Source organism: Prevotella amnii DSM 23384 = JCM 14753 (assembly GCF_000378745.1).
GTDB classification, from domain to species: domain Bacteria; phylum Bacteroidota; class Bacteroidia; order Bacteroidales; family Bacteroidaceae; genus Prevotella; species Prevotella amnii.
Genome location: NZ_KB905270.1, coordinates 18,298 through 34,450 on the forward strand (window position 1 = coordinate 18,298; position 16,153 = coordinate 34,450).

A 16,153-nucleotide genomic window follows, 5' to 3' on the forward strand; every position below is an offset into this window, starting at 1 on the left:
TTTTTGCAAAGATACTATTTTAAATCAAGTAATTATATAAGGTTTCACAAAATAAAAGGTTTAAAATTGCGCTTTCTTTTTATTTATGGTATCTTTGTACCCCAAAGTATTTAGTAATAATATAGGTTATAAAAATGTTATTTCCGGATTTTATCTTTGAAACTAGTTGGGAAGTATGTAATAAAGTAGGCGGTATTTATACTGTTCTTTCAACACGTTCTAAGACGTTGCAAGAAAGATTAAAAGATAATTTGATATTTATAGGTCCTGATTTTAGTGGAGGAGATAATTCATTATATTTTAAAGAAGATGATACTCTTTATGTTTCTTGGCAGAAGAAAGCTAAGGAAGAAGGGCTTAAAGTAAAGGTTGGACGTTGGGATATTCCAGGTCGTCCAGTTGCTTTTTTGGTAGCTTATGATCATTTAAATAGTATAAAAAACGATTTTTTTACCCAGTTATGGAATACATATCAGGTAGATAGTCTGCATGCTTATGGCGATTATGACGAATCGGCACTGTTTTCTTTGGCAGTATCTCAGGTAGTAGAAAGCTTCTATCGTTTTTATTTATCTAAAGAAAATAAGGTGGTTTTTCATGCTAATGAGTGGCAAACGGGTTTTGCTGCTCTATTACTTCAGCAGTCTCTACCCGAAGTAGCGACCATCTTTACAACTCATGCTACTTGTATTGGGCGTAGTATTGCAGGTAATAATAAGCCTCTTTATGATTATCTTTGGGCTTATAATGGCGACCAAATGGCTCGTGAATTGAATATGGAAAGTAAGCATTCCATTGAAAAATGTACAGCTCATAATGTAGATTGTTTTACAACAGTGAGCGATATTACGGCAAAAGAATGTGCAGAGTTGCTTGATAAACCTGTAGATGTAGTACTACCAAATGGGTTTGAAGATGGGTTTGTACCAAAGGGAAGTGCTTTTTTAAAGCATCGTTCTTTAGCACGGAAGAGGTTATTGGAAGTTGCAAATGCTCTTTTAGGAACTCGTCTTGGGAATGATACGCTTATAATATCTACATCGGGTAGGTATGAGTTTCGTAATAAAGGAATAGATGTTTTTATAGATGCTCTCAACAGTCTTAGTAAAGATTCTTATTTCGATAGAGAAGTTGTGGCATTTATAGAAGTGCCTGCTTGGGTTAATAGTCCTCGACAAGATCTAATAGAAAGGTTGCAAAGTGGAGACAAATATACCAATCCTTTAGATGCTCCTTATATTACCCATTGGCTGAATAATGGAGAAGAAGATAGTATATTAAACAAGTTTCGTTCTCTGAATATATCTAATGGAGGAGATAGTAAGGTGAAGATTATCTTTATACCGTGTTATCTAACAGGTAATGATGGTGTGTTTAATATGGATTATTACGACCTTATTATAGGTAATGATCTTTGTGTATATCCATCTTATTATGAGCCGTGGGGATATACACCGTTAGAGTCTGTTGCTTTTAAAGTGCCTTGTATAACCACTAATCTCGCAGGTTTTGGCTTATGGGCAAATAAGGAGAATAATGGTAAAAGTACGATAGAAGACGGTGTAGAGGTAGTGTATCGTACTGATTATAACTATAATGAAGTTATAGAGGAGATTAAATCAGCGATAGTTAAATATGCTGCAATGGATAGTAAAGAGGCTAATAAATGCAGGAATGCAGCTTATAAATTGTCGAAAAAAGCTCTTTGGAGCAAATTTATAAAGCATTACGATGTAGCTTATGATTATGCTTTGCGTAAGGGACACGATCGTTTGGCAGCATTAGAAATAATAGAATAATAAAATAATAAACAAAAACTAAAATGAAGATTAAGTCAGATTACACTAACGAACCTCAGTGGACTGAGTTAGACGTTAAATCAACTCTTCCCAAAGAGTTAGTATGCCTTAATGAAATTGCTCATAATATGTGGTGGGCATGGACATATCAGGCACGTAATTTATTTAAGAGTCTTGATGAGGACTTGTATGAGCAGGTTGGACATAATCCTGTTTTGCTCCTTGAACGTTTAAGTCTTGAGCGTTTGGAAGCTATTGTTAAGGATAAGACATTGATGAAACACGTAGATGAAGTGTATAAGATGTTTCGTGCATATATGGATGTTAAGCCTAATGCTAAGCGTGCTTCAGTGGCTTATTTCTCTATGGAATATGGGCTTAATCAGGTGTTGAAAATTTATTCTGGTGGTCTTGGAATGTTAGCAGGTGATTACTTAAAGGAAGCATCTGATTCTAATGTAGACCTCTGCGCTGTAGGTTTTCTTTATCGTTATGGATATTTCCGTCAGAGCTTATCTATGGATGGTCAGCAGATAGCTAAGTATGATGCTCAGCAGTTCAATTCTTTACCTATAGAGCGAGAGTACGATAAGGATGGAAATCAGCTTGTAGTAGAGGTTCCTTATCGTGATTATATAGTAAAAGCTCTTGTTTGGCGTGTTAATGTAGGTCGTATAAAGCTTTATCTTTTAGATACAGATAATGATTATAATTCGGAGTATGATCGTCCTATAACTCATGCATTATATGGTGGTGATTGGGAAAATCGTCTAAAACAGGAGATTCTTCTTGGTATAGGTGGTATGCTTACATTGAAGAAATTAGGTATAAAGAAAGATGTTTACCATTGTAATGAAGGTCATGCCGCACTTTGTAATTTGCAACGTTTATGTGATTATCGTGAAGAAGGTTTGAGCTTTAATGAAGCAATGGAGCTTGTACGTGCATCAGGTTTATACACAGTTCACACTCCAGTACCAGCAGGTCACGACTATTTCGATGAAGAACTTTTTGGAAAGTATATGGGTTCATATGCTAATAAGTTAGGTATATCATGGGACGAGTTTATAGGAATGGGACGTACTAATCCTGATGATCACTCAGAACGTTTTTGTATGAGTACTTTTGCATGTAATACTTGTCAGGAAATAAATGGTGTATCTAAACTGCATGGCTGGGTAAGTCAGAAAATGTTTGCCCCACTTTGGAAGGGTTATTTTGCTGAAGAGAACAGTGTAGGTTATGTTACTAATGGTGTACATCTTCCTACATGGACGGCTACAGAGTGGCGTAAGCTATATGATAAGTATTATGATAAGAGCTTTATGAGCGACCAAAGTAACGAAGACATTTGGCATGCTATATATAATGTGCCAGATGCAGAGATTTGGGAAACACGTATGGCTTTGAAAGTAAAGCTTATAAAGTATATAAAAGATAAGTTTACTCAACAATGGTTGCGTAACCAAGGCGATCCTGCAAAGGTGGTACAGGTATTAGAAAAGATTAATCCTAATGCTTTGATGATAGGTTTCTGTCGCCGTTTTGCTACTTATAAGCGTGCTCATTTATTATTTACAGACTTAGAGCGTCTTGATAAGATAGTTAATAACCCTGAACGTCCTGTGTTATTTTTCTTCTCAGGTAAAGCTCATCCAGCTGATGGTGCTGGTCAAGGACTTATTAAGAAGATTTTTGAAATATCAAGAATGCCACAATTCTTGGGTAAGATAATCTTCTTGGAAGATTACGATATGCAGTTGGCTCGTCGTTTGGTTTCGGGTGTAGATATATGGATGAATACTCCTACACGTCCACTTGAGGCAAGTGGAACATCAGGTGAAAAGGCAGAGCTGAATGGTGTTGTTAATCTTTCTGTGCTTGATGGCTGGTATGTAGAGGGTTATCGTAAAGGTGCAGGTTGGGCTTTACCAGAGAAGCGCACCTATAAAGATCAGAATTATCAGGATCAGCTTGATGCTGCTACAATATATAGTTTGCTTGAAAACGAGATAGCTCCACTTTTCTTTAATAAGGACGCTAAGACAGGTTATTCAAAGGAGTGGATACAAGTAGTAAAGAATTCTATAGCAACAATAGCTCCTCATTATACTATGAAGCGTCAATTAGACGATTACTTTGATAAGTTTTATAACCGTCAGGCTAAACGTTTTGCAGAGTTATGCTCTAAGGATAATAAACTTGCAAAGGAGCTTGCTGCATGGAAAGAGCAGGTAGCTGAGAAGTGGGACGCAATAAATGTTGTAGCTAAGAATGTTGATGCTCTACATGATGTTACTACAGGAAAGAAGGCAAAGTTAAGCTTTACTATTGATGAGCAAGGCTTAAAGGACGCTGTTGGGTTAGAGTTAGTTATATTATATAACACTCCTGTTGATGATGTTAATGTATTCGAGGTAGTACCATTTAAGATGGTGAAGTCAGAAGGGAATTGTTATACCTTTGAAGTGGAATATAATCCTAACGTTGCAGGGTCTTATAAGTATGGTGTTCGTATGTATCCTAAGAATAGTAAATTACCACATCGTCAAGACTTTGCGTATGTTAAATGGATAGGATAATATCTATAAACTGAAATAAGAAGAATTATTTACATAAGAAAGCCCCTTTCTTTATGCTTTTATGTATAAAGGAAGGGGCTTACTTTTATGATAAAATAAAATTTAATATTTACGAGATTAAATTTTAGTTATGTCTGTATAACAAATTAAGATTAACTATTCTTTGATAAGTTTCTTGCTCATGTGTCTTACAGGATACCATACTGCTACCCACCCAACTATAATAACAGTAAAGAAAATGATAACTATATCAGTGGGGTGTACACTGACAGGGTAAGCATTAACAACGAAGTTGCTATTTGCATCACCTAACTTTACTATTCCATAAACTTGCTGTAGCCAGCATAGTAATAGCCCTATAGATATACCTATTATAGCTCCAAAGAGTGAAATCATGCGTCCTTCAAAAAGGAAAATACGAACTATAAGCTTTTCAGAAGCTCCCAGACATCGAAGTGTTTGCACATCATTTTTCTTATCTATCATTAACATAGACAGTGAACCGATGATGTTAAAGCAAGCTACCATTAATATGAAACTTAAGAAAATATATGCAAATAGCTTTTCTATCTTCATGATATTAAAGGTATCAGCTTGTTGTTCATATCTGTTTTTTACTGTGTATTTTGACCCAACAATAGATTTAATTTTTTCTTGTATTTTATTGATGTCTACCCCCTCTTTCATTCTAAGCTCTAGTGATGTTATTTGCCCTTGTCTATTGAACAATCGTCTAGCAAAGTTAAGTGAGGTTATAATGTATCCACCATCATATTTATTTTGTTTTACTTGGAAAACTAATCCTGGTGATATTAGGGAGTCTTTTACAAAACTTTGTGTGGGGTCAGTAGGATCGTATTGTCCTTCACGTTGTGGGGCATATATATATAGGTAGTCGCGCCAAAACACTCCAGTACCTAAGTCTTGAGCTACACGAACACCCAAAAGCCCATATTGCAGATTGGCTGTTTCTAAGTTTAGGTCGCCATCACCATAGCATATATTGCTAATGTGTGTTAGCGAGTCGAGGTTAGCTTCCATTCCTTTTATCATTATCATTTTTTGATTACCGTGATAAACAGCTAAAGCCTGATCTTCTACACATTCTGTGGATACAGCAACTTCTTTAAGATGCTTTACTTTCTTTAGCAAAGGATCGTCTGCAGGCATGGCTTTACCTGTGGCTGCCTCTATTTTTATTTGAGGATCAAACCCTGTAAAGAAAGAAGCTACTAAGTCTGCAAAACCATTAAAGCCACTCATGACTACTACCAAAGCCATTGTTGCCACTGCTACACCAATTACAGAGATAAGGCTGATGACGTTAATGGCATGAGTACTCTTTTTAGAGAATATATAACGGCGTGCTATGTAAAAGGAAAAATTCATTTTTTATCTTTCAATAGATGCTCAATGTGTTCAAGATAATCTAAAGAATCATCTACAAAGAATCTCAATTCTGGAATGATACGTAGCTGGTTATGTGTACGTTTACCTAATTCATATCGAATTGTTTTCTCATTTGTATTGATATTTTTAATTAGTTCTTCTGTTTTCTCAGATGGGAAAATACTTAAATAAGCAGTACATATACTAAGGTCTGGACTTATTCTTACACGTGTAACACTAACCAAAACGCCATGCAAAAGGCGTGTTTGCGACTGGAATATGCTTGCCAACTCCTTTTGGAGCAAGCGTGATATGCGGTTTTGTCTTGTTTCTTGCATTTTTTTAAAGGTTGTTTATAATAAAGATGTTCCTTTTCTATTATTTATATTAGTGTGGAACTCATTATTGCAAAGTTACTTAATTATTATTTATTTTAGAAATTATTTCTTTCTTATCACTGTTAATCCATCTCTTATTGGTAGGATAACCTTTTCTATACGTTCATCTTTTGCTATCATATCGTTAAATTCTCGTATACCTATAGTTTGCTTATCGTGATCGTAGGCATGGTCAATGACATGTCCATTCCATAGAGTATTATCAGCAATGATATATCCACCACTATTTATTATAGGGAATAGTGCACGATATGTTTCTATATAAGTGCGTTTATCTCCATCAATAAAAGCCATATCAAACATTACGCCTAATAGAGGAGCTTCTGCTATTGCATTTCCTATTCTGAAGTCTATTTTATCAGCATAGGCAGAATTTTCTATCCATGGACGCGTAAAATCCTCCATTTCGTCGTTTATTTCAAATGTTATAATCTTGCTTCCTTCTTCTAAACCTTCTGCCATGCAGAGGGCAGAGTAGCCGCTGAAAGTTCCCACTTCTATGATTCTCTTAGGGCGAATCATGCGTACAAGTAGCTTTAATAGTCTTCCTTGCAGATGCCCGCTTGCCATACGTCCATGCAGTGTGTGTATGTTTGTAGCACGGTAAAGACGATGTAGGTAATCGCCCTCAGCGTCTATATGCCTATTAATGTATTTGTCTAAAGCGTCTATCATCTTTATTTTAATAATGCTTCTATGGCTAACCGGTAACTATCTAAGCCAAATCCTTGTATAGTGCCTTTACACGATGGTGCTATCATAGATAATCTGCGATACTCTTCTCGGCTGTTTATATTACTTATATGCACTTCTATTACAGGAGTGGTAATGGCTTTAATACAGTCGGATAGAGCTATACTTGTATGTGTATAAGCTCCGGCATTAAGTATTATTCCGTCAAAAGAAAAGCCTACTTCTTGTAATTTGTCAATAAGTTTGCCCTCTATATTGCTTTGGTAATAGTGTAATTTTATTTGCGGATACCTTTTTTGTAACTTAGGAAGGAAATCTTCCATCGACTCTTTGCCATATATTTCTGGCTCTCGTTTGCCTATCAAATTTAAGTTGGGACCATTTATTATAAGTATGCGCATATTGTTTTATGTAAATCTTTCTTATTGATAATAGTTTTATAAAAGTATTTTTTCTTCTTATACATATATATATGAGTTATCTCTTTAGTAGATATTATTGAGAAAGGACAGATATAAGTTGTGTTAAGAAATAGAAGAAACCTTTATTTAAAGTAGTTTTTGGCATTTTAATAGTATCTTTGTATGTACTAATAATTAGCATCTTTTGCAAAAATAGTAATTAAAATGGATATCAACAAAAAAAAGATAAGCAATATTGCCAGCAAGTTTCGTCGCTATTTAAAATTGGAAAAGGGATATTCTGAACATACTATAGATGCTTATATGCGAGATATTGAGAAGCTATCTTCTTTCCTTGAAGCAGAAAAAATAGATGTATTAGATGTAAGATTAGAAGACTTGGAGCGTTTTACAGCCTGTATGTCTGAGTTAGGTATAGGGGCAAGGTCGTTATCACGTGTGCTTAGTGGAATACGCCACTTCTATCGTTTCCTTATTTTAGATGGATATTTAGAGATAGATCCTACAGAATTGCTTGAGTCTCCCAAACAGCCAAAACATCTTCCAGAGGTGCTTTCTACGGCGGAAGTAGATATTATTCTTAACAGTATAGATTTAACTAAGTGGGAAGGGCAGCGTAATAAAGCTATTATAGAAGTGTTGTTTTCGTGCGGATTGCGTGTATCGGAACTAACATCTTTAAAAATCTCTAATTTATATTTTCAAGAGCAGTATGTCAGGATAATGGGAAAGGGATCTAAAGAGCGGTTGGTTCCAATATCTCCTCGCGCAATAGAAGAACTTAATTATTGGTTTTTAGATCGAAGTCAGATGAAAATAAAGGAAGGAGAAGATGATTATGTTTTTCTAAATAGGCGCGGTAGCCACCTTACACGCACAATGATTCTTATAATGTTAAAGCGTTATGCTTATGCTGCTGGCATAAAAAAAACAATATCTCCTCACACTCTTCGTCATTCTTTCGCTACTGCATTACTGGAAGGAGGGGCAGACCTTCGTTCTATTCAAGCCATGTTAGGTCATGAAAGTATTGTAACTACAGAGCTTTATACTCACCTTGATACTACTTCCTTACGACAAGAAATACTTAATCATCATCCGCGTAATATCCGCTATAGAGAGGAACATGGCTTATAGCTGGGTTATCTTTTTTTTTAAGTAAAGATATGCTTTATAGTAGGAGTGGGTTATTGTTTATATATAAATAAGTAACAGAATGGTTTAAAAAATAATCTATTTTTATAGCAAAAATAGATTAAAAATAAAATAAAAATAATCTATTTTTCAAAACAGGAACTTATGTATAAATGTATAAATTGTTATGTTATACTGTGTTAGATGTCGTTTTTTGCTATTAAACAAGCAGTGTTTAGTCTTGTAACAGTTTTCTTAATTTTATATATTTATTTATCTGTGGCAATAGTGTTTGTGGCGGTAGGAAGGTAAGAAAACAGTTGTTCTTTGTGTATTAAGCGTTGTAGAGTTTTAATGTTAATAGTTAATTAATTATAAAAAATGGAGGGATTGGTGCTGTAGTTGTGTTTTCACATCATTTAAATTAGTACCTTTGTAGTCCGATTATTATGGGGATTTTCTTAGAATCCCGTACGTAACATGTTAATAGCATGGTTTTTGGCCGAGCTGTGTGGTTAGGTAAAGCATGTGCGTGAATTAATAAAAACGTTTTTTAGTAGTAAATTTAATTAAAAAAATGAACACTTTAAGTTACAAGACTATTTCCGTGAATAAGGAAACAGCTAAGAAAGAGTGGGTTGTAGTAGATGCTACCGATCAGGTAGTAGGTCGCCTTTGCTCTAAGGTAGCTAAATTGCTTCGCGGTAAGTACAAGCCCACTTTTACTCCTCATGTAGATTGTGGAGACAATGTTATTATCATTAATGCAGAGAAGGTGGTTTTCACTGGTAAGAAAGAAACCGACAAGGTTTACACACGTTACACTGGTTATCCAGGTGGTCAGCGTTTTAATACTCCTGAGCAGCTTCGTAAGCGTGATAACGGTATTGATAAGATTCTCCGTCATGCAGTGAAGGGTATGCTTCCTAAGGGTATTTTAGGTCGCCACTTGCTTAACAATCTTTATGTTATCAAGGGTACTGAATTAAACGGTTTAGAGGCTCAGAAGCCTAAGGCTATCGATATTAACCAGTATAAATAATATAGGAGAAAGATGGACGTAATAAACGCAATTGGTCGCCGTAAGAGTGCAGTAGCTCGAGTTTACCTTTCAGAAGGTACCGGTAAGATCACAATTAATAAGAAAGATATAACAGAGTTCTTCCCATCAGCTATTTTGCAGTATGTAGTAAAGCAGCCATTGGCATTGCTTGGTGTTGAGGGGCAGTATGATATTAAAGTAAACCTTAACGGTGGTGGCTTTACAGGTCAGAGTCAAGCTCTTCGCCTTGCTATTGCTCGTGCTTTAGTAAAGGTAAATGCAGAGGATAAGAAGGCATTGAAAGATCAGGGCTTCCTAACTCGTGATAGCCGTGAGGTAGAACGTAAGAAGCCAGGTCAGCCAAAGGCTCGTGCTCACTTCCAGTTCAGCAAGCGTTAATATTTTACAGGCTTTTAGTCTGTTAATAAAAACGTTTAGGTTTAGTATCTAAATCGATGCGATTCCTTTTTTAAGCGACTACCCATCGATTGATTCTAACAAAGCTTGGTAAAGCTTATTTACCACGAAAGAATTAAACAGAATGTAAACAAAGAAATAAAAATAAACATGTCAAGAACAAATTTTGACCAACTATTGCAGGCAGGTTGTCATTTCGGGCACCTTCGTCGTAAGTGGAATCCAGCTATGGCTCCTTATATATTTATGGAGCGTAACGGTATTCATATTATAGATCTTCATAAGACTGTAGCTAAAATAGATGAAGCTGCAGAAGCTCTAAAAGGTATTGCTAAGAGCGGTAAGAAGATTTTATTCGTCGCTACTAAAAAACAATCTAAAGAGGTAGTAGCAGATAAAGCAGCATCTGTTAATATGCCATACGTTAATGAGCGTTGGGCTGGCGGTATGCTAACTAATTTCCCTACTATTCGTAAGGCCGTAAAGAAAATGACGAATATCGACAAGTTGATGAACGATGGTACCTTCTCTAATTTGTCAAAACGCGAGCTTTTGCAAATTTCACGTCAGCGTGCTAAGCTTGAAAAGAACTTAGGTTCTATATCAGATTTAACTCGTTTACCTGCTGCATTATTCGTTATTGATGTAATGAAAGAGCACATTGCTGTTAAGGAAGCTAATCGTCTTGGTATCCCTGTGTTTGCTATTGTAGACACAAATTCTGATCCTAAGAACATCGATTATGTTATCCCTGCTAATGATGACGCTAAAGATTCTGTAGACGTTATCTTAACAGCTTGCTGTAGCGCTATAGCAGAAGGGCTTGAAGAGCGTAAGGCTGAGAAGGCTGATGAGAAAGCTGCTGCAGAGCAAGCTGAGCTTGCTGCAGAGGCAAAGCCAAAACGTGCTGCTCGTAAGACAAAAGAAGAAGAAGCACCAGCTGCAGAATAATAATAATATATATATGGGTACTGGTGAGTGCTTTACAGTAAGTATTATAGCTGTATTATCATTCACCAATGCCCATTTTTGTAAAATATAAAAAAGGAGAAAATACAAAATGGCAGTATCTATTGATGATATTAAGAAGCTCCGTGCAATGACAGGAGCTGGTCTTGCTGATGTAAAAAAAGCATTAACAGAGGCAGAAGGCGATTTTGATAAGGCTAAGGAGTTACTTCGTGAGCGTGGTTTAGCTATAGCAGCTAAGCGTTCTGACCGCGAAACATCTAACGGTTGTGTGCTTGTTAAGCAAGATGGCGATTTCGCAGCAATGGTAGCTGTTAAGTGTGAAACCGATTTTGTTGCTAATGGAGCCGACTTTGTAGCACTTGTACAAGAAATACTTGATGCTGCAGTAGCTGCAAAAGCTAAGAGCCTTGATGAAGTGAAAGCTCTAAAACTTGCTAATGGCGAAGATGCAGCAACTGCTGTTCAGCAGCGTTCTGGTGTAACAGGAGAGAAGATGGAGCTTGATGGTTATAACTATATGGAAGGTGCTAATGTGTCTATTTATGACCATATGAACAAGCATACTCTTGCCACTATGGTACAGCTAAATGACGCTAATGAAGAGGCTGGGCACAAGGTTGCTATGCAGGTAGCTGCAATGAAACCAGTAGCACTTGATGAGGCTTCTGTTTCGCAGGCACAAAAAGACGAGGAATATCGTATTGCTGTAGAGAAAACTAAGGAAGAGCAGGTAGAAAAAGCTGTAGTAGCTGCTATTAAGAAAGCAGGTATTAATGCTAACTTGGTAGATAGTGATGATCACATTGAGTCAAATATAAATAAAGGCTGGTTAACACGTGAAGAGGCTGACAAGGCAATAGAAATTCGTAAGACAGTAGGAGCAGAAAAAGCAGCTAACCTTAATGCTACGATGATAGAAAACATTGCTAAGGGGCGTTTAGCTAAGTTCTTTAAAGAAAACTGTTTGGTAGATCAGGAGTTTCAGTTTGCTGAAGGTGATAAGATCAGCGTAGGCAATTGGCTTGAAGCACAAGCTAAGGGCTTGAAGATCTTAGGTTATAAACGTTTCTCTCTTGCTGCTGATTAATTTTTAGTATAGCATAAATAACGTAACAGAATCTCTGTTGAGATTAAAACATACGGAGTTATAGGACGTTATCGTAAGTTCCTATAGCTCCTTTTTTGTTTATTATTACTTTAAAGTATGAAGATTTTTGCAGTCGAAGATAATTATTTACATAATAATAATATATCGCATGATGATATAATAAAGGTAGATAGTCCTGTTATTTTTTTTAAAGCCGACTCGTCTTTATTAAAGGATAATAAGCCTTTTTTTATCCCAGATAATCTTGGAAGCATAGAATATGAGGCTGAATTGGTTGTACGAATAAATAAGTTAGGTAAGACTATACCTGAACGTTTTTCACCTCGCTATTATGATGCGGTAACTCTTGGTGTTGATTTTACAGCCAGAGAACTGCACGAAAAATTAAAGAGCAAAGGATTACCATGGGAACTTTCTAAGAGTTTTGATGGTGCTACAGTAATAGGTGAATGGATACCAAAGGATAAGTTTCTTGATGTTCAACGACTTCATTTCCATTTAGATGTTAATGGTAAAACTATTTATGAAGGAAGTACTAATGAAATGTTATATAAAATAGATGCATTAATAAGCTATATTAGTAGGTATTTTACACTTAAAACGGGAGATATTCTCTTCACAGGTAGTCCGTCAATAGGAAGAGTAGCTATTATCAATGACCATTTAGAAGGGTATATAGAAGATAGTAAGGTATTAGATTTTAATTGTAAATAAACAATCTTTTTTGGTATTTATAACTCATAAAAAATATTATAATATTACAGTATATGATAAGGGTAGGAATGGGATATGATGTCCATCGTTTAGTAGAGGGACGCAAACTTTTCTTAGGAGGAATACAAATAGATCATAGCTTAGGTTTATTAGGTCATAGCGATGCTGATGTTTTAATACATGCTATCTGTGATGCTTTGCTCGGTGCAGCCAATTTACGTGATATAGGGTATCATTTTCCAGATACATCTGATGCAACTCTTGACATGGATTCAAAGATTATCCTTAATAAAACCATTAGTTTACTTCATCAACATGGATACCGTTTGGGTAATATAGATGCTACTATTTGTGCTGAGCGACCTAAGATTAATCCGTATATTCCTGCAATGAAAGAATGTATGGCTTCTGTAATAGGTTGCGATATTGATGTTATATCCATTAAAGCTACTACTTCAGAAAAGATGGGTTTTGTAGGAAGAGAAGAAGGTATTGCTGCTTATGCTGTGTGCTTAATAGAGAAGTAAAGCTGTAAGAATATTTAAGAAGTTATTCTTTATATAAGCAGTTATCAGTATTTATCCCTAAGAATAATATGTCTTTAGTAAAAAAAGAACTTCTTTTTCATATAATGAAGGTTGTCTTTATAATATCAAAAGACAACCTTATTATGTTTTTATTTATATTAAGTGGTTTAAGTTTTATATGCAACCAAAACTTAATGTAACAGTTTGACTTGTTTGAATAGGTCTTCCTCCTATAGTCGCTGGTTCCCAATTAGGCATTTGAGAAAGTGGTTTTTGCTCTATATTGATATATAATTGTGATTTTGTACTCATAAATCTAACAGCTTCAGCCTTATATTTAGCTATCTTTTTTTGTATAAATTCCTGCTGTTTAGTTATAGACATTTTGTCGTATTTTGGACCGTTTGCTTTAATATTATTTACTTCTATAACATGCGCACCTATTACTTGACCGTCAAACATCACTGTAAATTGCACTACAACATCAGCCCTTACATTTGCATTTTTATTGCTATGCACGCCTATAAGGTTTTTCTTTATAAAATCTTCAAAGGCTTTTTGCCCACCTTTAAATTGTGCTTTTGGTGTATTAGTGTTAAGTCTTTTAGAGGGATTGATACTTTCTAATGCTTCTTTTAGATGGTTTATATCAGTAGTAGCGAAAACAATTTTCCCATGAGGGTCAATTAGGTACATTGTCGGGATCCACTTTACATTATAAAGTTTATCAATATGTGTATTCTTTTTCCATTTCTTTAGTTCGCTTACTTGTGTCCATGGCATCTGGTAAGTGTTCCAATATGTCTTTGCCCACTGCTCTTTATCAGTATCAAAAGATATTCCAAGAAAGTCTACTCCTTGCGTGGAATATTTATTGTAAAGCTCTTTTATAGCAGGTATATCTTTCCTACAGTCAGAACACCAGCTAGCCCAAAAGTCTATAACAAGGTATCTTCCTCTAAAGTCGCTTAATCTTATAGTGCGATTATCGTATGTTTTTAAGCTAAAATTTGGAGCCATTGTGCCTACTTTAAGTAGGTCTTTTGTATAAATAGCATCAGTTTTTGTATGTTGTATATTAGTATTGGTTTGTGCATTTGTTCTCCCAAAACATAATATAAGAATACTTACTATGGCTAATAAACTTTGTTTCATATTGTTAAATTTTTGTTTTCGTTTTATAATATGTATATAATAATTTGAAAATCATATTGTTTGCAAATATACTATCTTATTCCCAATAAAACAAGAGGCGTCTTTATATTTTCTCAATAGTAAGTGTTTGATCACAATAATCTACTACTGCAAGTCGGTGAGTAATAAAAATTATCGTTTTATTGTGATTAGTTAGAATGTTTTTAAGTAGCTGTTGTTCGGTTTCTGGGTCAAGAGCTGATGTTGCTTCATCAAAAATCATAATGCTTTTGTTCCTTAATAATGACCTTGCTATAGCTATTCGTTGTGCTTGTCCTTCACTTAATCCACCACCATGTTCGGAGCATACGGTGTCAATACCTTTAGGTAGATCGAAAACAAAGTCTGCGCAACTTGTTTTTAATGCATATATAATTTCTTCTTCTGTTGCATTTTCTTTGCCCAATTTAAGGTTTTCACGAATTGTTCCGCTCATAAGTGTGTTGCCTTGAGGCACATATACAAAATTAGTGCGCATTAATGGGCTAAGTTGTAAGCATTCTTTTTTATTATATAGTTCTATTGAGCCTTCGGTAGGGGTTAGTAGAGCTAAAAGCATTCTTGTGAGTGTAGTCTTTCCTGCTCCTGTTTCTCCTAATATGGCAGTACAAGAACATGGTTTAAAATCGAAAGAAAGTTCTTTTATAACAGGTGTATCAGCATCGAAGAATTGATATGAGATATTGTTAAGTCTTATACCGCAAGGGGCTTTTAGCTCAATACTATTACCTTGTTTTTCAAGAGGTACTTCTTCTAACTCTATTAAACGTTCAGCAGCAGTTAGCACAGAAACAAAAGAAGGTATAAGGCGCATAAGTTGTCTTGCAGGAGATTGTATTTTGTTTACTAACTGTAAGAATGCTGTCATGCCACCAAAAGTGAGTGTACCTTCATACAAACGTAAGGCTGCACATGCAAAAGCAAAGAGATAACCTAATACAAAACCAAATTGTAGAATTGTGCTAGAGAATATTGAAAACTTTGTTTTTTTTATAACTTTATTGCGTAATTCGCTTTGTGTAGTTTCTAAGCGATTGATAATAAAATCATCTCCTTCTAATGTTTTTATCAATATTCGATTTTGAACACTTTCTTGTAAAACGCTTTGAACCTTAGAATCGGATATTCTAACATCGCTCACTAAGAGTCGCATCTGTCTTACATATATCCTACTAAGTAAAACAAATAATGGTATCATAAACACTATAGTGCTTGCTAAACGCCAGTCCATAAGTGCTAAATATATAAAAGCTCCGATAAAAAGAGTTAGTGTTGATAAAGAATTAGGTATAGTTTCAGTAAGAAATGTAACGACGTTAGTTACATCAAATTCTAACCTATTTAGCACATCTCCACTATGATGACAGTCTTTTCCTTTCCATTCTGATCGCAACATTCTATCTAATAACTGTTGCTGCATTTTGTTTTGTGCTTTTATACCTAATAGGTTTCTTACCCAAAGTGATGCTATGTTTAATCCGAAATTAGATAAAAAGAGTAGTCCTAAGGTAATAACAGCTAAAGCTATGCTACCTTTTTTTACATGCGAAGATACGTCTATAGCGTGTTGCATAGCCCAAACTATAGATAGTGATATTATAACTTCTGATAATCCTATTGCTGCATTTATAATAGCTTGCTTGCGGTTTCCTTTCCAAGCAACCCACAACCATGCGTAAATATCTTTGGTAGAATATTTTGTTTTTGGTATTTTAAACAAACTTTTTAGCTTTTCTTTCATCTTGGAGGAATATGTGCGATA

Annotated in this window: 15 protein-coding genes; 9 read left to right on the forward strand and 6 right to left on the reverse strand. The window is 35.2% G+C overall.

Annotated elements, in window-relative coordinates:
* The first annotated feature begins 134 nt into the window (after positions 1-134).
* Both F596_RS0103090 and glgP read left to right on the forward strand, forming a co-directional pair.
* Positions 135-1,799, forward strand: coding sequence for a glycogen/starch synthase (locus F596_RS0103090; RefSeq protein WP_019035826.1), 1,665 nt, complete (start codon positions 135-137; stop codon positions 1,797-1,799).
* A gap of 23 nt (positions 1,800-1,822) precedes the next feature.
* Complete coding sequence (glgP, locus tag F596_RS0103095) at positions 1,823-4,381, forward strand: alpha-glucan family phosphorylase (protein ID WP_019035827.1); 2,559 nt, start codon at positions 1,823-1,825, stop codon at positions 4,379-4,381.
* A 156-nt stretch (positions 4,382-4,537) separates the two neighbouring features.
* On the opposite strand, the gene F596_RS0103100 is transcribed toward glgP, so the two are convergent.
* From F596_RS0103100 to aroQ, 4 genes are all read right to left on the reverse strand, one after another.
* A complete protein-coding gene (locus tag F596_RS0103100) occupies positions 4,538-5,770 on the reverse strand; it encodes an FtsX-like permease family protein (protein ID WP_008448033.1) in 1,233 nt (410 codons plus the stop codon).
* Positions 5,767-6,108, reverse strand: a complete 342-nt coding sequence (gene rbfA / locus F596_RS0103105; protein ID WP_008447930.1) for a 30S ribosome-binding factor RbfA — start codon at positions 6,106-6,108, stop codon at positions 5,767-5,769. Before rbfA ends, F596_RS0103100 begins: the two co-directional genes overlap by 4 nt.
* 102 nt (positions 6,109-6,210) lie before the next feature.
* Positions 6,211-6,843 (reverse strand): O-methyltransferase, encoded by a 633-nt coding sequence (locus F596_RS0103110; RefSeq protein WP_019035828.1) that lies wholly within the window; start codon positions 6,841-6,843, stop codon positions 6,211-6,213.
* Positions 6,844-6,845: 2 nt separating this feature from the next.
* Complete coding sequence (gene aroQ / locus F596_RS0103115) at positions 6,846-7,262, reverse strand: type II 3-dehydroquinate dehydratase (RefSeq protein WP_019035829.1); 417 nt, start codon at positions 7,260-7,262, stop codon at positions 6,846-6,848.
* A gap of 225 nt (positions 7,263-7,487) precedes the next feature.
* On the opposite strand from aroQ, the gene xerA reads away from it, so the two are divergent.
* The 7 genes from xerA to ispF all read left to right on the forward strand — a co-directional run bounded on the left by xerA (position 7,488) and on the right by ispF (position 13,197).
* A complete protein-coding gene (gene xerA / locus F596_RS0103120) occupies positions 7,488-8,420 on the forward strand; it encodes a site-specific tyrosine recombinase/integron integrase (protein ID WP_008448014.1) in 933 nt (310 codons plus the stop codon).
* A 574-nt stretch (positions 8,421-8,994) separates the two neighbouring features.
* Positions 8,995-9,459: a 50S ribosomal protein L13 gene (rplM, locus tag F596_RS0103125; RefSeq protein ID WP_008447915.1), complete on the forward strand. Its 465-nt coding sequence runs from the start codon at positions 8,995-8,997 to the stop codon at positions 9,457-9,459.
* A 12-nt stretch (positions 9,460-9,471) separates the two neighbouring features.
* The gene (gene rpsI, locus F596_RS0103130) at positions 9,472-9,858 is read left to right on the forward strand and encodes a 30S ribosomal protein S9 (RefSeq protein WP_008447953.1); all 387 of its coding nucleotides are present in this window, start codon (positions 9,472-9,474) and stop codon (positions 9,856-9,858) included.
* Between the two features lie 168 nt (positions 9,859-10,026).
* The gene (gene rpsB, locus F596_RS0103135) at positions 10,027-10,827 is read left to right on the forward strand and encodes a 30S ribosomal protein S2 (protein WP_008447997.1); all 801 of its coding nucleotides are present in this window, start codon (positions 10,027-10,029) and stop codon (positions 10,825-10,827) included.
* A 109-nt stretch (positions 10,828-10,936) separates the two neighbouring features.
* Positions 10,937-11,935, forward strand: a complete 999-nt coding sequence (tsf, locus tag F596_RS0103140; RefSeq protein ID WP_008447944.1) for a translation elongation factor Ts — start codon at positions 10,937-10,939, stop codon at positions 11,933-11,935.
* Between the two features lie 117 nt (positions 11,936-12,052).
* Positions 12,053-12,670, forward strand: coding sequence for a fumarylacetoacetate hydrolase family protein (locus F596_RS0103145; protein WP_019035831.1), 618 nt, complete (start codon positions 12,053-12,055; stop codon positions 12,668-12,670).
* Between the two features lie 53 nt (positions 12,671-12,723).
* Entirely contained in the window at positions 12,724-13,197 is a 474-nt protein-coding gene (gene ispF, locus F596_RS0103150) for a 2-C-methyl-D-erythritol 2,4-cyclodiphosphate synthase (protein WP_008448038.1), read from the forward strand.
* Between the two features lie 174 nt (positions 13,198-13,371).
* On the opposite strand, the gene F596_RS0103155 is transcribed toward ispF, so the two are convergent.
* Positions 13,372-14,352 (reverse strand): peroxiredoxin family protein, encoded by a 981-nt coding sequence (locus tag F596_RS0103155; protein WP_019035832.1) that lies wholly within the window; start codon positions 14,350-14,352, stop codon positions 13,372-13,374.
* Positions 14,353-14,455: 103 nt separating this feature from the next.
* Positions 14,456-16,132, reverse strand: a complete 1,677-nt coding sequence (locus tag F596_RS0103160) for an ABC transporter ATP-binding protein (RefSeq protein WP_019035833.1) — start codon at positions 16,130-16,132, stop codon at positions 14,456-14,458.
* Between the last annotated feature and the right edge of the window lie 21 nt (positions 16,133-16,153).